Source organism: Bradyrhizobium sp. CCGUVB23, assembly GCF_024199885.1.
Lineage (GTDB): Bacteria > Pseudomonadota > Alphaproteobacteria > Rhizobiales > Xanthobacteraceae > Bradyrhizobium.
This window is the reverse complement of record NZ_JANADQ010000001.1, coordinates 4228208-4247625: the sequence shown is the minus strand read 5'-3', so window position 1 is coordinate 4247625 and position 19418 is coordinate 4228208. Positions and strand designations below refer to the sequence as shown.

The 19418-nt window shown below is 64.0% G+C and carries 17 protein-coding genes; 11 read left to right on the top strand and 6 right to left on the bottom strand.

Features of this window, described 5'->3' with window-relative positions:
* The first annotated feature begins 30 nt into the window (after positions 1–30).
* From NLN62_RS19385 to NLN62_RS19375, 3 genes are read left to right on the top strand one after another with little or no spacing between them, the layout of a single operon-like run.
* On the top strand, positions 31–906 hold the full coding sequence (locus NLN62_RS19385) for a branched-chain amino acid ABC transporter permease (RefSeq protein ID WP_027524047.1): 876 nt from the start codon (positions 31–33) through the stop codon (positions 904–906).
* Between the two features lie 8 nt (positions 907–914).
* Positions 915–2789 carry an ATP-binding cassette domain-containing protein gene (locus tag NLN62_RS19380; RefSeq protein WP_254109857.1) on the top strand — a complete coding sequence of 625 codons (1875 nt, stop codon included), beginning with the start codon at positions 915–917 and terminating at the stop codon, positions 2787–2789.
* Positions 2786–3484: an ABC transporter ATP-binding protein gene (locus NLN62_RS19375; protein ID WP_254109856.1), complete on the top strand. Its 699-nt coding sequence runs from the start codon at positions 2786–2788 to the stop codon at positions 3482–3484. Before NLN62_RS19380 ends, NLN62_RS19375 begins: the two co-directional genes overlap by 4 nt.
* A gap of 14 nt (positions 3485–3498) precedes the next feature.
* On the opposite strand, the gene NLN62_RS19370 is transcribed toward NLN62_RS19375, so the two are convergent.
* Complete coding sequence (locus NLN62_RS19370) at positions 3499–3924, bottom strand: HIT domain-containing protein (RefSeq protein WP_027524044.1); 426 nt, start codon at positions 3922–3924, stop codon at positions 3499–3501.
* A 147-nt stretch (positions 3925–4071) separates the two neighbouring features.
* Between NLN62_RS19370 and prmC the strand changes: the two genes are divergently transcribed.
* The gene (gene prmC, locus NLN62_RS19365) at positions 4072–4908 is read left to right on the top strand and encodes a peptide chain release factor N(5)-glutamine methyltransferase (protein WP_371260493.1); all 837 of its coding nucleotides are present in this window, start codon (positions 4072–4074) and stop codon (positions 4906–4908) included.
* A 469-nt stretch (positions 4909–5377) separates the two neighbouring features.
* The gene (locus NLN62_RS19360) at positions 5378–6142 is read left to right on the top strand and encodes a DUF4167 domain-containing protein (protein ID WP_027524041.1); all 765 of its coding nucleotides are present in this window, start codon (positions 5378–5380) and stop codon (positions 6140–6142) included.
* A gap of 66 nt (positions 6143–6208) precedes the next feature.
* Here NLN62_RS19360 and NLN62_RS19355 read toward each other — a convergent pair whose 3' ends face one another.
* The gene (locus NLN62_RS19355) at positions 6209–6952 is read right to left on the bottom strand and encodes a methyltransferase domain-containing protein (protein ID WP_254109855.1); all 744 of its coding nucleotides are present in this window, start codon (positions 6950–6952) and stop codon (positions 6209–6211) included.
* Between the two features lie 108 nt (positions 6953–7060).
* Between NLN62_RS19355 and gloB the strand changes: the two genes are divergently transcribed.
* On the top strand, positions 7061–7828 hold the full coding sequence (gene gloB, locus NLN62_RS19350) for a hydroxyacylglutathione hydrolase (RefSeq protein ID WP_027524039.1): 768 nt from the start codon (positions 7061–7063) through the stop codon (positions 7826–7828).
* A gap of 9 nt (positions 7829–7837) precedes the next feature.
* On the top strand, positions 7838–8260 hold the full coding sequence (locus tag NLN62_RS19345) for a cupin domain-containing protein (protein WP_027524038.1): 423 nt from the start codon (positions 7838–7840) through the stop codon (positions 8258–8260).
* A gap of 16 nt (positions 8261–8276) precedes the next feature.
* Here NLN62_RS19345 and NLN62_RS19340 read toward each other — a convergent pair whose 3' ends face one another.
* The 3 genes from NLN62_RS19340 to NLN62_RS19330 form a co-directional block, all read right to left on the bottom strand.
* Positions 8277–9146, bottom strand: coding sequence for a DMT family transporter (locus NLN62_RS19340; RefSeq protein WP_027524037.1), 870 nt, complete (start codon positions 9144–9146; stop codon positions 8277–8279).
* 206 nt (positions 9147–9352) lie between these two features.
* Positions 9353–10078, bottom strand: a complete 726-nt coding sequence (gene phbB, locus NLN62_RS19335) for an acetoacetyl-CoA reductase (protein ID WP_027524036.1) — start codon at positions 10076–10078, stop codon at positions 9353–9355.
* A 211-nt stretch (positions 10079–10289) separates the two neighbouring features.
* The gene (locus NLN62_RS19330; RefSeq protein ID WP_254109854.1) at positions 10290–11468 is read right to left on the bottom strand and encodes an acetyl-CoA C-acetyltransferase; all 1179 of its coding nucleotides are present in this window, start codon (positions 11466–11468) and stop codon (positions 10290–10292) included.
* A gap of 316 nt (positions 11469–11784) precedes the next feature.
* On the opposite strand from NLN62_RS19330, the gene phaR reads away from it, so the two are divergent.
* The 4 genes from phaR to NLN62_RS19310 all read left to right on the top strand — a co-directional run bounded on the left by phaR (position 11785) and on the right by NLN62_RS19310 (position 18505).
* A complete protein-coding gene (gene phaR, locus NLN62_RS19325; RefSeq protein WP_027524034.1) occupies positions 11785–12375 on the top strand; it encodes a polyhydroxyalkanoate synthesis repressor PhaR in 591 nt (196 codons plus the stop codon).
* A 394-nt stretch (positions 12376–12769) separates the two neighbouring features.
* A complete protein-coding gene (locus NLN62_RS19320) occupies positions 12770–15637 on the top strand; it encodes a PAS-domain containing protein (RefSeq protein WP_027524033.1) in 2868 nt (955 codons plus the stop codon).
* Positions 15638–16098: 461 nt separating this feature from the next.
* Positions 16099–17814, top strand: a complete 1716-nt coding sequence (locus NLN62_RS19315; RefSeq protein WP_051389811.1) for a PQQ-binding-like beta-propeller repeat protein — start codon at positions 16099–16101, stop codon at positions 17812–17814.
* Between the two features lie 67 nt (positions 17815–17881).
* Positions 17882–18505 (top strand): c-type cytochrome, encoded by a 624-nt coding sequence (locus tag NLN62_RS19310; RefSeq protein ID WP_245288055.1) that lies wholly within the window; start codon positions 17882–17884, stop codon positions 18503–18505.
* Positions 18506–18511: 6 nt separating this feature from the next.
* Here the strand turns inward: NLN62_RS19310 and NLN62_RS19305 are convergent, their stop codons facing one another.
* On the bottom strand, positions 18512–19387 hold the full coding sequence (locus NLN62_RS19305) for an ankyrin repeat domain-containing protein (protein ID WP_254109853.1): 876 nt from the start codon (positions 19385–19387) through the stop codon (positions 18512–18514).
* Between the last annotated feature and the right edge of the window lie 31 nt (positions 19388–19418).

Below are 19418 nucleotides of genomic sequence, written 5' to 3'. Positions count from 1 at the left end.
GTTCGCGCGGCTCGGAATCAAGACGCACTCATGATCAGTTGGCCCAATCTCATCTCCCAGCTCTTCAACGGGCTCGCGCTCGGCGCGCTGCTCGCGCTGATCAGTTCGGGCCTGACCATCATCTACGGCACGCTCGGCGTATTGAACCTCGCGCATGGCGCGATGTTCATGATCGGCGGCTACGCCGGCTTCGTCGCCTTTCAGTACACCCACTCGTTCATCATCGCCGTCATCGCGGGCTCGCTGTTCGTAATGCTCCTCGGCATCGCGATGGAGCGGGTGATCATCCGCCACTTCTACCAGCGTCCGCATGAAGACCAGCTTCTCGTCACCTTCGGTCTCGGCATCTGCTTCGTCGAGATCGTTCGGCTGATCTTCTCAAGCCAGTCGCAGATCGTCCCGCCCCCGCCGTTGTTCCAGGGCATCACCAATCTCGGCTTCATGTTCTATCCGACCTATCGCCTCGCGGTGGTCGGCATCGTCGCGGTCGCGCTCGGCGCGCTGTTCCTCGTACTCTACCGGACCCGACTCGGCATGATCGTGCGCGCCGGCATCGAGGACTCCGTGATGGTGGATTCGCTCGGCATCGACGTCTACCGCGTCTTCATGGTCGTGTTCGGCATCGGCGCGATGGCCGCTGGATTTGCCGGCATCATCAACGCGCCGGTGGTGTCGCTGACACCGGGCGTCGGCGACGACATTTTGGTCGAGACCTTCGTGGTGGTGGTGATCGGCGGCGTCGGCTCGTTCCCGGGCGCCATTCTGGGCGGCCTGATCGCCGGCGAGATCATCAGCGTCACCTCCATGTTCAACCCCGGCTATGCCTATGTGATGCTGTTTGCTGCGATGACGCTCGTGCTTGTGGTGCGACCGCATGGCCTGCTCGGCGTGCAGGGGCGCGAATGAGTGGTCCGATGCCCAAGCAAGCGAAGTCCAGGCAGCTTCCCTATCTGATCGAGATCCTGACGGCGGCCGGCCTGATCGTCGCACCTGTCCTGCTGCCCCATCTTGGCTTTGCGCCGAACACCGTGAACCGGATCCTGGTCTGGGGCCTGTTCGGCCTCGGCTTCGACATCCTGTTCGGCTTCACCGGGCTGTTGTCGTTCGGCCAGTCTGCCTTCTACGGCACCGGCGGCTTCGTCGCCGCCTGGCTTCTGACCCGCGCCGGCTTCGGCAACGTGCTGGGCGCGCTGATCATCGGCATGATCGCCGCGGCTGCGACCGGCTACCTGGTCGGATTGATCGCGTTGCGCCGTACCGGCATCTACTTCGCCATGATCACGGTGGCGATCGCGGAGGTGTTCTTCTTCGTCGAGTTCAATCCGCTGGCCGACTTCACCGGCGGCGAGAACGGCCTGCCGGGCGTGCCGACGCCGAGCTTCGATCTCGGCTTCATTACGCTTCACTTCACCGATGGCTGGTCGCTCTACCAGTTCATCGCGCTCTGCTACTTCATCGGCATCGTAATCGCGCTCAGGATCGTGCGCTCGCCGGTCGGCGCGATCTTCAGCGCGATCCGCGACAATCCGCTGCGCGCAACCGCGGTCGGCCACAACATCCACGGCTACAAGCTCACCGCCTTCGTGATCGCCGCCGCCTATGCCGGCTTTGCCGGCGGACTGCTCGGCGTGCTGCAAGCCTTCATGCCGCCGGACGCCTTCACGTTCGACACCTCCGGCCAGCTCGTGATGCAGACCGCGATCGGCGGCCGCGGCACGCTGTTCGGCCCGCTAGTCGGCGCTGCCGTCTGGCTGTTCCTCCAGGATTTCCTGCAGGCCGCGATGGGGTTAGGGGCCGCCTGGAAGCTCGTGCTCGGCGTCGTCTTCGTGGCTTTGGTCTGCTTCCTGCGCGGCGGCATCGTCGGCGGACTCATCAACCTCTTCGGCTTCGTCACGGGCAAGCGGGCCGCGGCTCCGGCCGAGGAAGCGCCAGCCGTAGCAGGCCAGCACGCCGCGGAGGCCGAAATAGCGGAACGAACGCCTGTCGTTCCTGCGCCGGCGGGGACCAAACGCGACCACCGTCCGGGTCCAATCCTTCAAGCCACCGGCCTGACCAAGCGCTATGGCGGCCTCGTCGCCAACAGCGACCTCGACTTCAGCGTCAATCATGGCGAGCTGCGCGGCATCATCGGCCCCAACGGCGCCGGCAAGTCGACCTTCTTCAAGATGCTGACCTGCGAGATCGCGCCGACCTCGGGCCGCATCGTGTTCGAGGGCCGCGATATCACGGGACAGCGCATCACCGATGTCTGCCAGCTCGGCCTGACCAAGAGCTACCAGGTCAACCAGCTTTTCGCCGGCCTGACCGTGCGGCAGAACCTGACCATCGCGGCGCTCGCAAAATTGCGCGGCAAGTTCCGCCTCGATCTGTTCCGCAAGCTCTCCACCGTGAAGGGCCTGTCGCGGCAGGTCGAGCATACGCTTCATCTCGTCAATCTGGCCGCGCGGGCCGACACGCCGGTTGCCGAGCTCGCCTATGGCGAGAAGCGCCGGCTGGAGATCGGGCTCGCACTCGCCACCTCGCCCCGGCTGCTGCTGCTCGACGAGCCGCTCGCGGGCATGAGCCCGCGTGAGAGGATTGAAACCGTGCGCCTGCTCAAGGCCATCGCGCGCGACCGCACCATGATCATCATCGACCACGACATGGATTCGCTGTTCGAGCTGGTCGAGCGCGTCACCGTGCTCCAGGAGGGCCGCGTGCTGCTCGAGGGCACGCCGGAGGAAATCAGGACCAACGCCGCCGTGCAGGAAGCCTATCTCGGCGGCGTGCATGGAGAGATCGCCGCATGAGCCTGATCGAGGTCAACGGCCTGAACAGCTATTACGGGGATTCGCACATCCTGTTCGACGTCGCCATGCGCGTCGAGCGGCACGAGGTCGTCGCGCTGCTCGGCCGCAACGGTGCCGGCAAGAGCACGACGTTGAAGAGCCTGATGGGCGTGGTGAGGCCGCGCAGCGGCACGGTGATCTTCGACGGCACCGACATCGCCGGGCGCCGCAGCCACAGGATCGCGCGGGCCGGCATGCAGCTGGTCCACGAGGAACGCCGCATCTTCGGCAGCCTCACCGTCGAGGAGAACATCGTCATTGCCGGCTTCACCGCGGAGAAGCGCTGGCCGCTCGATCGCATCTACGAGATGTTTCCGCGGCTGAAGGAACGGCGCGGCAATCGCGGCAACGAGCTTTCCGGCGGCGAGCAGCAGATGCTGGCAATCGCGCGCGCGCTGGTGCGCGATCCCAAGATCATCCTGCTGGACGAGCCGTTCGAGGGGCTTGCCCCCGTGATCGTCCGCGATCTCGTCAGGGCATGCGGCGATCTCGCCGCCGCCGGCCAGACCATCGTGCTGGTCGAGCAGAACCTGGCGGCAACGCTCGCGCTCGCCAAGCGCATCTACATCATCAACAACGGTCACATCGTGCACGAGGGCCCAGCCCAGGAGCTGAAGGCCCAGCCGCAGCTTCTGCAACGCTGGCTCGGCGTCTGATCCACTTCACAGGATCAACCGCCGAGCGCGGCAATCATCCGTCTGGCGTGATCGGCGAGCACCGCGGGATCTTCCTGTCGCGTCTGCGGCGGCAGCAATTCGACGCCCGCCGTGACCGGCATGACATGCATGTGCAGGTGCATGACCACCTGCCCGCTCGCGGGTTCGCTGAATTGCTGGATGATGATGCCGTCGGCGCCGAACGCCTTCATCGCCGCAATCGCGATCCGCTTGGCAGCACGTGCCACCTCGGCAAGATCGTCCTCGGCGATGTCCAGGATGCCGCGCGCAGGCGCCTTGGGGACCACCAGGGTATGGCCGGGCGAGCGCGGCATGATGTCGAGGAAGGCCAGCACACGGTCGTTCTCGTAGATCCTGAGGCAGGGAATCTCGCCGCGCAAAATCTTTGCGAAGACATTCTGATCGTCATAGGTCGGCATGGCTGTTACCGTGCATTTTCGCCGATCAAACGCGACCGCTTCCGTTGACGCAAGCAGGGCCATCGTCCTATCCACGTGGCGAGGCAGGATGGTCCAGCGGTGACAGATTTCGTTCCCGGGAGCAGTATCGAGAGCACGCGGCGCATTTTGGCGGCGCGGCTGCGGTCGGCCGCCATCGACGAGGCCGAGATCGAGGCGCGCCTGCTCGTCGGAGCCGTGCTGGGCCTCGATCTGACCGGGCTGATCACGCAGGCGAGCCGGCCACTCACGCCCACCGAGGCCGCGCAGCTCGAACGCTACGCGCAGCGTCGCCTCGTGGGCGAACCGGTCGCGCGCATTCTCGGAACCAGGGAATTTTGGGGCCTCACCCTTCAGCTTTCGGACGCAACGCTGGTGCCACGGCCCGACACCGAGACCGTCGTCGAGCTGGCGCTGGAGATCTTTCGCGAACGTCCCGTCTCAGGACGGCCGCCGCGGATCGCCGATATCGGCGTGGGTTCGGGCGCAATCCTGCTTGCGCTGTTGCATGAGATTCCGGATGCGTTCGGCGTCGGCACCGATGTCAGCCTGACCGCGCTGGGCACCGCGAAGGCTAACGCGACAGCGCTTGGCCTCGCCGACCGTTCCGCCTTCATCGCCTGCTACTACGCAGCCGCGCTCGCGGGTCCCTTCGACCTGATCGTGTCGAACCCGCCCTACATTCCCTCGGGCGACATCGCGAATTTGAGCGTCGAGGTCCGCGACTACGATCCGCGCCTTGCGCTCGACGGCGGCAAGGACGGCTTCGACGCCTACCGCGCCCTGATACCGCAGGCGGCGGAGCTTCTGGCCCCCGGCGGAGCCTTGGTGGTGGAGGCCGGACAAGGTCAGGCACGCGGCATTGAAACCTTGATGGCAGCTGCGGCGTTAGAGGTGGACAGGCCGCCCAAGGCTGACCTGGCGGGCGTCTTAAGGGCCGTGTCGGCCCGAAAAATGCCCCCATAAAAGCCCGATTGGGCAGCAAAAACCTCTTGGAATATCCCGTGGGAACGACTACGTTCCGGTCAAACATCGGTGCCGGCCCCGTAGACCTACGGGCGAAAGCCGGGCTCTCAAGGCGAGAGCTGCACTGGATTGAAGGTTCCAAGCCGCAGGTCCTGTTAAGCGCGATGGCCCGTGGAGCTGCGCTGCTTTCCGACCGCAAAGTGAACGAAAGCCTGATATTGCGCTTGAAGATTTACGCAAGAAACCAGGGCTTGTTTCGGCAGGCAGAATGAATGGGTTCGCCGGCGATGGGCGCTGGCGATGGGGAACGCGTCTTGGTTGAACGCGAAGGTCACGACATTGACAGGAACTCGGCAGGGTCTTGAGGCGTGCGCTGCGCGCGTATGAAGCCTGCGTCGCAGCAATTCAGGTCACTCTCAACAGCAGTAACGCGTACGAACTTTTCAAGGGCTGGAATTAAAGGCAGGACATGAGAAACGGTCAGAACAAGCAGCGGATGCGCAACCGGAATAACAACAACAACAACAATAACCGGCGCGGCCAGAACCCGATGACCCGGGTTTACGAGTCCAACGGACCCGACATCAAGATCCGCGGCACAGCCTCGCACATCGCCGAAAAATATCTTCAGCTTGCGCGCGACGCGCGCTCTTCCGGCGACCCGGTTGCGGCCGAGAACTACTACCAGCACGCCGAGCATTATTTCCGCCTGATCGCGGCCGCCCAGGAGCAATTCCGCCAGAACCAACAACAGCCGCGCAGCGGTGAAGAGGTCGTCGTCAGCAGCGACGACAGCGAAGACGACGGCGAGAGTTTTTCGAACTTCGGCCAGGAGCCCGGCTTCGTCCCGCAGCCCCAGCAGCAGCCCTATATGCGCGACCGCGACCATCAGCGTGACCACCAGCGCGGCGAGGGCCAGCCCTATCAGCGCAACCAGCAGCAGCCGCGCGAGCATCGCGATCGCGACCACCGTCCGCAGCCGCAATATGAGCCCCAGCCGCAACCGCAACCGCAGAACCAGCCGCAGCCGGTGATTGCGGATGCCGGCAGCGTCGATCGCCTGCCCTCCTTCATCACCGGCGCACAGCCGCAGATCAATGGCGGCCAGGGTGGCTTCGAAGGCGGCGGTGGCGGTGAGCGCTATCCGCGGCGGCGCCGCCGGCCGCATGGCCCGCGCCCCGACCGCGAGGCAGCGCCGGCCGCCTCGAGCGACGATCTCGCGCCCGGTGAGTAGGCCGCAAAGCCCGCTTCGATTTATCCGACATGAAAAAACGCCCCCGGCCCGCGGGGCGTTTTGCTGTCAGCTCCGCGTCACCGTCGTCGAGGACGGCACCAGCACGGGCTTCAAAGAAGGGATCAGCCGCGCGCGTTCGCGCTTCGCCGGGATCACGCGATAGACCTGCTTGGTCGCTTCCACGATGTGCACGCCAGCAAACGGCAGCGACAGCGCGGCGCCCGCACTCTCCCACATCAGCGCCGACTTCAACAGCCAGCCGCCGGCATAGGGCGGCATGAACAGCGCCTCGCCCCAGGCGGTCGGCGTGAACCAGGTCTGGCGCAGCAGGTCGGTGATCTGTGCGCGCGAATACGGCCGGCCATGGCCGAAGGGCGTGTTCTCGCTGCGAGTCCACACCCCGCGCCGGTTCGGGATCACTGCAATGACGCGGCCCGATGGCGCCAGCACCCGCCACACCTCGCGCAGCAGCGCCGCCGGATCGTCGCAGATCTCGAGCGCATGGACGAGCAGGATGCGGTCAACCGCGGCATCCGGCAGCGGCAGCGAGAACTCATCGACCAGAGAGGCCAGCGCCGGCCGGCCTGTGGGCCATTTCAACACGCCCTGAGCGGCCGGCATGAAGGCGATGCAGCGCTCGGCGTCCTCGCGGAACAGGCCGAGATAGGGGGTGGGATAGCCGATGCCGAGCACCCGCTGCCCCTCGGCACCCGGCCAGCGTTCCCTGATCCCGCGATTGATCAATTGGCGCGCCACGATCCCGAGGCGGCGCGAATAGAAGTCACGCAGATCAATGACATCAATGCTCATGGCCGCAATGTAACATGCGCCCGGCGGCCTGGGCGCGCGGAATATTGCATTGCCTGCGCAACGTTAACGCCATATCTGTTTGCCGGGGCTGAGCGCGATGGAGATGTCATGGCCGCCGAAATTCGTACTTTCACCTGTTTAAACGACAATTTCGGTTATCTGATCCACGATACGGAAACCAAGGCAACCGCCTCGATCGACGCGCCCGAAGCCGGGCCGATCCTGAAGGCGCTGGAGCGCGAAGGCTGGACGCTCACCGACATTCTCATCACTCATCACCATGGCGACCATATCGGCGGCGTCGCCGAGCTGAAGCAGAAATATAATTGCCGCGTCGTCGCGCCGCATGACAAGACGACGAAAATCGCCAATGTCGATTTGCGCGTCGTCAATGCCGACGTCATCAAGGTCGGCAGCCTGCTCGCGCGCGTCCTAGAGACGCCCGGTCATACGCTCGACCATGTCTCGTACGTGTTCGACGCCGAGAAGACGGTGTTCGCCGCCGACACGCTGTTCTCGATCGGCTGCGGTCGCGTGTTCGAGGGCAACTACCCGATGATGTGGGATTCGCTCCTGAAGCTGCGGGCGCTGCCCGACGACTTCAAGCTCTATTGCGGCCACGAATACACCGCCTCCAACGTCAAGTTCGCGCTCACCATCGAGCCTGACAATCAGGCGCTCCAGGCCCGCGCGGCAGAGGTGACCAGGCTCCGCGCCGAGAACAAGCCCACGATCCCCTCACTGCTTGGTGATGAGAAGCGAACAAATGTGTTCCTGCGCGCCGATGACCCCTCGGTTGCAGCCAAGCTACACATGAAGGGCGCCGATGGCGCCATCGTGTTCGGCGAATTGCGCGAACGCAAGAACAAGTCCTGACGGGGATCGATGCCGACAGCAGCCGAGATCATCGCGCGCCTGGAGCTGAGACCGCATCCTGAGGGCGGGCACTACCGTGAGACGTTTCGCGACCAGACGACCGACGCGCAAGGACGCTCACGCTCGACCTCGATCTACTTCCTGCTGGCGCGCGGGGAGCGCTCGCACTGGCACCGCATCGATGCGGTCGAGGTCTGGCACTACTACGCGGGCAGCCCCTTGACGCTGCGCATTGCGCATGAGGGCTGCTCGCAGCACGAGGTGCGGCTCGGCACCGGGCTCGCGCACGGCGAGCGGCCGCAAGCGATCGTGCCGGCGCAGGCCTGGCAGATGGCGGAGACATCAGGCGAATGGACGCTGGTGGGCTGCACCGTGGCGCCGGCCTTCGAGTTCGCAAAGTTCGAGCTCGCGCCGAAGGGCTGGGAGCCCTAGCGGCGGGCAAACGCCCTCACCGCTTCCGCAACACCATGTCCTTCGCCGCGATCAAGCCGCCACCGGCGATCAGGATCGCGGCGAAGGCGATGTTGGCGCTGGCTTTGGCGAAGCCGGCGGCGATGAGAAAGGCCGTCGAGAGCAGCGGTGTCGCGTAGGACGCCGCGCCCAGCACGCGGATGTCGCCGCGCTTCATGCCGATGTCCCAGGCGTAGAACGCAGCACCTACCGGACCGATGCCGAGCGCGATCACCGAGAGCCATTGCAGCGTCGTCTCCGGCCACACCGTGGTCTCGAGCGCGGCATGCATCAGCGCGGCGAGCAGCGCGGTGGCGAGGCAGAAGCCGGCAACCGCATCGGTCGGCACCGCTTTCAGCCGGCGCGACAGCACCGAATAGGTTGCCCAGACGAAGGCAGCGATGAAGGCTGCGATCAGCCCCGGCAACTGGCCCGGTGCAAAGCCGCTCGTATTGCCGGCGAACAGCAGCACGGTGCCGACGAGGCCGAGCACGGCGCCGACGACGTGATGCACGGCGAGCCGCTCGCCCGGCAGGAAGGACGAGAACAGCACGATCAGCAGCGGCCAGAGATAATTGAGCAGGCCCGCTTCGGCCGGCGGTGCGAAGCGCAGCGCGAGGAAATAGAGCGCGTGATAGCCGAACAGGCCGCCGACGCCGACGGCCCACACGACCGGCGGCTGGCGCAGGCTCGCTGCCACGCCACTGCGACCGATCCAGGTCAGGAGACCGACGAGGCCGCCGATCGCAAACGTCATCGCAGCGAGCTGAAACGCGGGGATCTTGCCGGTCGCGACCGTCATCACCGCGAGCAGGGACCACATCAGGATTGCGGTCAATCCGATCAGTGTCGCGGAGCGGGGAGCCATCAGAGAGGATACCTCGTCATTCCGGGATGGCGCAAAGCGCCGGACCCGGAATCTCGAGATTCCGGGTTCGGCTCCGAGCCTGTCATCGGGCCGGCCAAAGGCCGGACCCGTTGGAGTCGCCCCGGAATGACAGTGCATGGGTGGATGCCCGGGACAAGCCCGGGCATGACGTCGAGACGGTTGTGATCGGGCGTGATGCTTGCGCATCACACCATGTACTGGCCACCGTTGACCGACAGTGTCGAGCCGGTGATGGCGCCGGCCTCATCCGCTGCGAGGAACACCACCGCGCGGGCTATCTCCTCGGGCTCGCCCAGGCGGCCGATCGGAATCAGCGGCAGGATCGCCTTCTCCAGCACGTCCTTCGGCACCGCCTGCACCATCTCGGTGTTGATGTAGCCCGGGCAGATCGCATTCACGGTGACGCCACCCTTGGCGTTCTCGAGTGCGAGCGCCTTGGTGAAGCCGATCTCGCCGGCCTTTGCGGCGGAATAGTTCACCTGGCCGAACTGACCCTTCTGGCCGTTGATCGACGAGATGTTGATGATGCGGCCAAATTTACGCGCGCGCATGCCCTCGATCACCTGGCGCGACATGTTGAACAGCGAGCCGAGATTGGTGCCGATCACGGCATTCCATTGCTCGACGCTCATCTTGTGGAAGGCGCCGTCCTTGGTGATGCCGGCATTGTTGACGAGCACGTCGACCGGGCCGACCTCGGCCTCGACCTTCTTCACGCCCTCGGCGCAGCCGTCGAAGGAACTGACGTCCCATTTGTAGACGTTGATGCCGGTCTCGGCCTTGAACTTCTCCGCCGCCGCGTCATTGCCGGCGTAACTCGCCGCGACCTTGTAGCCGGCCGCCTTCAGCGCCTTGCTGATCGCAGCACCGATGCCCCGCGTACCACCCGTGACCAATGCAACACGTGCCATATTGTATTCCTTCCCTCGACGTTTCCCTGGGCGCTTCTAGAGACTTGAGTGATCGTTTTTACTGACGGATTATGCGGGTGGATTGACGGACATCAAGAACAAAACGCCCGGCGGTGAGCCGGGCGCCTGTCTTTAGTCGAGGCTTACGCGGTTGCGAAGAATATTTGAGTTGCAACCGCTGCCTGTTTAGTCGCGTGCAACGCACCCGTTCTCAGTCACGTGCTACGCACATGGCGATACCCATGCCGCCGCCGATGCACAGCGTGGCGAGACCCTTCTTCGAATCGCGCTTCTGCATCTCGTGCAGCAGCGTCACCAGCACGCGCGCGCCGGAGGCGCCGATCGGATGTCCGATCGCGATCGCGCCGCCATTGACGTTGACCTTCGAGGTATCCCAGCCGAGGTCCTTGTTGACGGCGCAGGCCTGCGCCGCAAAGGCCTCGTTGGCCTCGATCAGGTCGAGGTCGGCGATGTTCCAGCCAGCCCTCTTCAGCGCGGCGCGCGAAGCCGGAATCGGCCCCGTACCCATGATCTTCGGATCGACGCCGGCATGCGCCCAGGACACGATGCGGGCGATCGGCTTCTTGCCTTCCTTGGCCGCCTGCTTGGCGGTCATCAGCACGACGGCAGCGGCGCCATCATTGATGCCCGACGCATTGCCGGCAGTCACCGAGCCATCTTTCTCGAACGCCGGCCGCAGCTTGGTCATCGCATCGATAGTAGCGCCATGGCGCGGATACTCGTCGGCATCGACCACGACGTCACCCTTACGCGTCTTGATGGTGACCGGAATGATTTCGTCCTTGAACCTGCCGGCCTTCTGCGCGGCTTCAGCCTTGTTCTGCGAGGCCACCGCAAACTCGTCCTGCTGGGCGCGGGTGATCTGATATTGCTTGGCCACGTTCTCGGCGGTGTTGCCCATGTGGTAGCCGTTGAAGGCATCCCACAACCCGTCGCGGATCATGGTGTCGACGAGCTCGAGGGCACCCATCTTGACGCCGCTGCGCAAATGCTGGGCGTGCTGGGCCATGCTCATGGATTCCTGGCCGCCGGCAACCACGATGTCGGAGTCGCCGTTGAGCAGCGCCTGGTAGCCGAGTGCGACGGAGCGCAAGCCCGACCCGCAGAGCTGGTTGACGCCCCAGGCCGGGCTCTCCACCGGGATCCCGGCCGCGATCGAGGCCTGACGGGCCGGGTTCTGGCCCTGACCTGCGGTCAGGATCTGGCCCATGATGACTTCGGAGACCCGGCCGGGCTCGATGCCACCGCGCTCCAGCGCGGCCTTGATAGCAATGGCGCCGAGGTCGTGGGCGGGAAGGGTCGCGAAGGCTCCGTTGAAGCTTCCGACCGGGGTGCGGGCGGCGCTGACGATGACAACATCGTCTGACATGGGCATCTCCTGGGGCTTGAGGTTCTTTGAAATGGGGGCAGGCAAGCGATCCGAAAAGGCTCGCCAGTCTCACCCGGCATCCTGTTAACGTCGTTGCGGCATGTCAATCGGCGGAGGGGCAGATTCATACCGCAGCGCATTCAGAATAGCGCATCTGTCGCTTTCGCAAGCAAGTTTTTGCTCTGCAATTAACCGTGGCGCACAAAACGGTAGCGTGAGCCCTTTGAAAATGCTTATTTTGTTGCGTTGCGTACTCTTCCCGCCCTGCGGCATAGCCCGCCGGGTTCCCGTTCTCAGCGTTTGCAAGTGAGAGCCCATGGCGAAATCAGACCAACCCACCACAATCAAAAAATACGCTAACCGCCGGCTCTATAACACCGGAACGAGCACCTATGTGACGCTGGAAGACCTCGCCGCCATGGTGAAGGAAGGCGAGGATTTCCTGGTTTATGACGCCAAGACCGGCGACGACATCACCCGCTCGGTGCTCGCCCAGATCATCTTCGAGCAGGAGAACAAGGCCGGCCAGAACCTCTTGCCCACCACCTTCCTGCGCCAGCTGATCCGCTTCTACGGCGACAGCATGCAGATGGTGGTGCCGAAATATCTGGAGCAGTCGCTCGCGACGCTGACCCAGGAGCAGGAGAAATTCCGCAAGCAGCTCGCCAATACCCTGTCCGGCACGCCCTTTGCGCCACTGGAGGAGCAGGTCCGCCGCAACATGGAGCTGTTCCAGCAGACCTTTTCGATGTTCAAGCCGTTCGCGACCCCGCAGCGCTCCGCAACGCCGGAGCCCGAGCCGGAAGCCAACGGCGAGGCGCCGAAGAGCGACAACATCGACGAACTGCGCCAGCAGATGAAGGACATGCAGGAGCGCCTCGAGCGGATGTCGAAGAAGGAGGAGTAGGCTCCTCCGTCGCGCGTGCCACTTCTTCCTGCGCAGCAATTTGCATCGACCGTGACCACACCCGCCGCCGTCATTCCCCGCGAAAGCGGGGAATCCAGTATGCCGCGGCTTATCGATTGATCACGGACATCTCGGCGTACCGGATCGCCCGATCAAGTCGGGCGATGACACCGAGAGTACGGCACGCGTGTGTCTCGATCTCGTCATCCCAAATCGCGGACACAGCTTCTCGTCGGCACGCAGCCGTTTGCCCGACGATCAGTTGCAGAATCCGCACCGGCGGTCACGGTCCGTAAACTAAGGCGCTTAAGACAATCTTCCCGGATAGCGGCTTAAGCTCCGGTTCCCGATTACGCCCGTTCATTGTCCCGCTCCTGACGAAGCGCCTTTGCCGATGACGACGCCCAGCACGACAGAGCCGCGCGCGAGCGTCCAGCACGGGCCCGAAGCCTTGCTCGCGCTGAGCCAGCTTGCGCTCGATCGCATGGAGCAGGGTGTCTGCGTCTACGATTCCGACAACCGGATCGTGCTGTTCAACCGCCGCTATGTCGACCTCTTCGACATGTCGCCCGAGGTGGTGCGCCCCGGGACGAGCTATCGCGAGGTGCTGGCTCATAGCGCTTCGCGCGGCAACTTTCCGGCGAGCGAGATCGACAAGCTCTATCAGGAGCGCGTCACGCAGATCACGAACGGCAAGCACTTCCGGACGGAGCAGCGGCTGTCCAGCGGCCTGGTGCTGGCGCTCGACCTGAAGCCGCTCCCCGAGGGCGGCTGGATGACAATCTGCGACGACGTCACCCGCCTCGACCGGCTCGAGGCGGAGCTGCGCGTACAGACCGAGCGCAGCCAGCATGCGCTGACCAACATGTCGCACGGTCTCATCATGTACGACGCGCAAGGCAGCGTCGTCGTCTGCAACGAGCGGTTTCTGCGCCTCTACAACCTCGACCCCGAAATCGTGAAACCCGGCGTGTCGCACAGTGCCGTGATCGGGCACTGGATCTCGCGCGGCAATCTGCCCGGAATGTCTGCGGAGGAATTCCACGACAGACGGATGAACGATGTGCGCAGCAAGAGCTCGGACGCCGTGCTCCTGATGCGCTACGACGGTCGCATGGTGCAGGCGATATCGCGCTTCCTGCCCGACGGTGGCTGGGTGACGGTGCACGAAGACGTCACCGAGCGGCTGCGGTACGAGGAGGCGTTGAAGCAGCAGAATATCATGCTCGACGCGGCGCTTGAGAACATGGCGCATGGACTCGCCTTCTACGACGGCGACATGCGGCTCAAGGTCTGCAATAACCGCTACCGCGAGATCTACCGGCTGTCGCCCGAGGAGACCAGGCCCGGCACGCATCTCGCCGAGCTGATCGAGCGGTCGATGGCGAATGGCGCCTTCGCATCCGAGTACAGTCCGCAGCAGATCCTGGAAGCCGCCCGCGCGCGCATAGCGAGCCGCGACGACTCGTCGATGCGGCGGAGCATGGCCAACGACACCGTCGTGTCGGTGCGCTACTGCACGCTGCCCGAGGGCGGCTTCGTCGCGACCTACGAGGACATCACCGAGCGCGAGCGCGCGGTCGAGGAGCTCAGCGAGCAGTATCGCCGGTTCGATGCGGCGCTGAACAACATGAGTCAGGGGCTGTGCATGTTCGACAGCCACCTGCGGGTCATCGTCTGCAACACGCGTTACATCGAGATGTTCGGCCTGTCGCCCGAGATCGTCAAGCCCGGTGTCTCGATGCGCGAGATCATGGAGCATAGTTGCGCGCTCGGCATCAACCCGAACACGACGGCGGCCGCACTCTATGCCGACTATCTCGAGCGGCTGCGCGAGGGCGCGCATACGCTGCACCGCCATTTGAGCGACGGTCGCATCATCAAGCTCAACCACACCCGCATGTCACATGGCGGCTGGGTCGTCACCTATGAGGACGTCACCGAGCGCCACAAGACGCAGGCCCGCGTCGCGCATATGGCGCGACACGATTCGCTGACCGACCTGCCCAACCGCGTGCTGTTTCGTGAGCAGATGAGCGAGGGCCTGAACGAGGTCGCGACCGCCGGCGGCGCGATGGCCGTGCTGTGCCTCGACCTCGACAATTTCAAGACCGTCAACGACCGCCTCGGCCACGCCGCCGGCGACCAGCTGCTGCGCTGGGTCGCCACGCGGCTGAAGGAGCAGGCGAGCGAGCACGCCACCGTGGCGCGGCTCGGCGGCGACGAATTCGCGCTGATCCAGCGCGGGCCGCAGCCGGAAGCGGCAGAAAAGCTGGCGCGCCGCCTGATCGAGATCATCGGCCGCCCGCCGCCGCTGGAAAACCAGTCGATCCATGTCGGCGTCAGCATCGGCATCGCACTCGCGCCCGATCACGGGCTGGACGCGGACGAGCTGATGAAGTGCGCCGACCTCGCGCTCTATGGCGCGAAGGCCAAGGGGCGCGGCGCCTATCAGATCTTCGAGCCAGCGATGGAGGAAGAGGCGCGCGCGCGGCATGCGCTGGAGGCGGACTTGCGCGGCGCGCTCGAAGCCTACGAGTTTCATCTGGTGTTCCAGCCGCAGGTTCGCCTGGACACATCCGAACTGACCGGTTTCGAGGCGCTGCTGCGCTGGAAACATCCTTCGCGCGGCATGGTCTCGCCGGCGGAGTTCATTCCGATCGCGGAGGAGACCGGGCTGATCGTTCCGATCGGCGAATGGGTTTTGCGCACCGCGTGCGCGACGGCGGCGGGTTGGCCGGACATGACCATCGCGGTGAACCTGTCGCCGGTGCAGTTCCGCGCGCGTGGTCTCGTCGCCATGATCACGAGCGCGCTCGCTGAGGCCGGCCTTGCGCCGCATCGGCTCGAGCTCGAGGTCACCGAGACGGCGCTGCTCGACGACAGCGAGGCGACGATCGAGATCCTGCATCAGCTCCGCGCACTCGGCGTGCGCGTGAGCCTCGATGATTTCGGCGTCGGCTATTCCTCGCTCAGCTATTTGCGAAAATTTCCCTTCGACCGCATCAAGATCGACCGCTCCTTCGTCGGCACGCTCGGCGAAAGCCCGGAAAGCGTCGCCATCGTCCGCACCATCGCCAGCCTCGGCTCGGTGCTCGGCGTCGAGACCACGGCGGAAGGCGTCGAGACCTCCGACCAGCTCGACTTCGTCCGCGAATGCGGTTGCACCGCGGTGCAGGGATTTTATTTCGGCAAGCCATGCCAGGCCGCGGAAGTCGGCCGCACGATCGAGCGGCTGAACGCGATCAGGCGCGTGGCATGATGTTTCTTCACCTCGCCCCGCTTGCGGAGAGGTCGGCTTCATCTCAACCCGGCTCCGCCGCGCCATCGGCGACAACCCGAACTGTCTGAGTTACGCGGCACTGGAATTGAACGCCCCACTTCCGCGCAGCGTTCACGCGAAAGCGGTAACGGGATAAACCGCCCACACGAGCAACAGCCAGCTGGACTGCAGCAAGAGGCTCGCCTCCCAGCCGACGCGCGCCCACCGCCAGCACACGTGAATCTGCTGCAGTACCGTTTCCGCTCGCGCCGTTGAGGACGCCGCCGCGCCGTCATTGCAGTCACGCAAACACTGCAACGCACGCTTATCTCGCAGTCGCAAACAGAGCGATTGCAAGACGCGCCAGTTGCCGCTTTTTCCTTGTCAAGGTTCCCCTGTGGGATCAGACTTGAACAACACCGGCAAGTAAATGGGCCGGTTCAAATCATAGGGGCGGAACCATGAATAGATTTTCTATTGCATGCGCCACCTTGTTCGGCATGAGTTGCACGCTCGCTGCAGCAGCAAGTCATGCGCAAGAGGTCCCCAATCCGGACCAGTGGACGCCACCGCGCGAGGCGAAGATTTCTCCAGTCACTCAAGATCAACTCAACGCAGCAGGCAAGAACGCGACGAATTTTCTGCTGACCAACGGCAACTACGCTCAGACGCGCTTTCACCCTGCAAAGCAGATCAACCGCGACAACGTGAAGAACCTGCGCGTCGCCTGGATTTTCCAGACCGAGGTCAAGGAATCTCTGGAAACGTCGCCCATTGTAGTCAATGGCGTGATGTATGTGACAACATCCTTCAGCCATGTCTATGCAATCGACGCCAAGACAGGCGAACAGCTCTGGCACTATGCTCACAAGATGGGACCCGTGACGATTTACTGCTGCGGTCCCAACAATCGGGGCGTCCAGGTTCTTGGCGATCTCGTCTATCTCGCCACGCTGGACGCCAAGCTCGTCGCACTCAATGCAAAGACCGGTGACGTCGTCTGGAAGACGGACGTTGCCGATCCTGAGCTCGGCTATAGCGAGACGATGGCTCCGACCGTCGTCAACGATAAGGTTTTGATCGGAACGAATGGTGGTGAGTATGGCATCCGTGGCTTCGTGAGGGCTTACGGTGCGAAGACCGGAAAGCTGATCTGGAATTTCGATACGATTCCGGAAAATTCCGTCGGCGAGTGGACGACCAAGGATGCCACGGGGCGCGACATGCACCGCGACATCGCAGCAGAAAAGGCCCAGCTCTCCAAATCTGGCGATCCCTACGCGAAGCTCGGTGGCGGTGTCTGGCAAAATCCGGCCGTCGATCTCGAGACCAAGCGGATCTATTTCGTGGTTGGCAATCCATCACCCGACCTCGACGGCTCCGTGCGGCCGGGCGACAATCTCTATACCGACTCGCTGGTTTCGCTTGATCTCGAGACCGGCAAGTATGTCTGCCACTTCCAGTACATCGCCCACGATGTCTGGGATCTCGATGCCGTGAGCCCGCCGGTTCTGGTCGATGTGAAGGACAAGGCCGGCAAGACCGTCCCTGGCGTGATCCATGCCGGCAAGACCGGTCACATCTACGTTCACGACCGCAAGGATTGCAGCCTGATCCGGTTCTCCGAAGCCATGGTGCCACAGGAGAACATGTGGACGCTTCCGACCAAGGAAGGAGCCCGCATGCTTCCGGGTGCGAATGGCGGCGTCGAGTGGTCGCCGATCGCTACCGATCCGGGACAGGAACTGGCCTACGCCATCAACCTGCATCAGCCCATGCACTACCGGGTCGAGAACTCGCCCTATCCGAACGGCAAGCTCTGGCTTGGTGGCGCCTTCACGGCGATTCCTGGTGAAAAACAGTCGGGCAATATCACCGCCGTCAACTACAACAACGGAAAGATCAGGTGGCAGGTGAAGACGCCGGAGCCGATGATCGGCGGCATTCTCGCCACCGCAGGCGGTCTGGTGTTTGCCGGTGAAGGCAACGGCAAGTTCGCCGCCTATAACTCGTCGACCGGCAAGGAATTGTGGAGCTTCCGCGCCGGTGCGGGCGTCAATGCGCCGCCATCCAGCTATATGCTGGGCGACAAGCAATACATCGTGGTCGGCGCGGGCGGCAACACGCAGGTGAACTTCAGACGCGGCAACAACATCATCGCCTTCACGCTCGATTGAGCGGGCTGGCATCAGGTGTTCACACCGGCGGGGCCGTTCGCGGCCCCGCATTTTTGAGGCTCACGCAATGGGATGGATGCGCAGCAAGTCGCAGAGGCCGCTTGGCTGGTTAGCCGGCGGGATCATCATCGGAGCGTTGTCGGGGGCAAGCCCCGCTCCGGCAGTTGCCGAAAGCATTGCCGAGAAGGCCGAGGGCTGCGCCCGCTGTCATGGCCTGGACGGCAAGCCGATCGACAAGACCACTCCCGTCATCTGGGGACAAAAACTCGGATACGCTTACATCCAGCTCCGCGATTACAAACGCGGTGACCGGAAAAGCGACATTATGCAGCCCATCGCGTCGACGCTCGAGAAGGATGACATGCTGGCGATAGCTGAAATTTTTTCGAAGAAGCCCTGGCCTGATCTGGGCCAGCCCGTCACAGCCAGGAACGTTGCGGAACGAGCCCTGCGCGCCGAGTACTCGGTGGGCTGCACCAGCTGTCACCGCGATCGATTTCAGGGCGACAGCACGGTGCCCCGGCTTGCCGGCCAAAGCCTCGAATACCTGGCCAAGACGATGGCCGACTTCCGCACCCGCGCGCGCGGTAACAACCCGGGCATGTCCGACTTGATGATCGCCACCGCGGGCGACGACCTTACAGCGCTGGCGGAATATTTGGCCGGTCTCCAAATTCCTCGCAGCCAGTGAGCCGGCTCACCGCACTGACAGGCGTTCACGCAGAGCCGACGGAATGGCAAGATCTGCGGCACGTCTGCCGGCATTGTCCATAAGCGATGGATCGGCACCTCGCGCCAGCAAGAGAGCGGCGATCTCCGCGTGTCCGCCTTCAGCGGCAATCATCAGCGCCGTGCGCCCGCGGACATCCCGGTCATCAACACGTGCACCCGCATCCAGCAAATATCCGACGACCTTCACCGCCTCCGCTTCGGGTACCTTTTCATCAGGCCCCGCCGCCCACATCAGCAGGGTGAGGTCGTTGGGATAACGGGCATTGATGTCGATATTCTGCGCCAGCAGCCGCTTCACGATGTCGAGCCATGCCCGGGCCGCCGCATAGACGATTGGCGGTTTCCCCGTCTCGTCGGGTGCGCGCTCGTCGGCGCCATGCGCGAGCAGCATTTCGATGATGGCATCACTGCCGGCATAGGCCGCGGCCGCTACTGGCGAGATGCCACTGCGCCCGGTCAGCCTGACGTCAGCCCCCCGCTCAATGAGCCGTTGTGCGACTGCGACATGGCCTCGTTCGGCCGCAAAGTACAGTGCAGTCGCCCCGGCCAGATTGCGCGCATTGATTGGAGCACCGCGCGCAAGCAACAGGTCGACCATCTCAAGGTGACCGAACCTTGCAGCATGGCTAAGCGGGCGAGCGCCGAACCGGTCGCGCGCGTCAACGGACGCTCCATCGTCCAGTAGTTCGGTTGCTAGTGCTATGCAATTCGCATCCGCCGCCGAAAACAAAGTCAATGAGACCTCGATCGCGCTGACCTGAGGTTTCAAGGATTGAAACCGGCGCGCCAGTTCCTGGCATCGTTCGGGGCCGACTGCGAGGCTCGATGACGCCGCGCTCATCGAAGCGATCGCAACCAGGCAAAACAACACG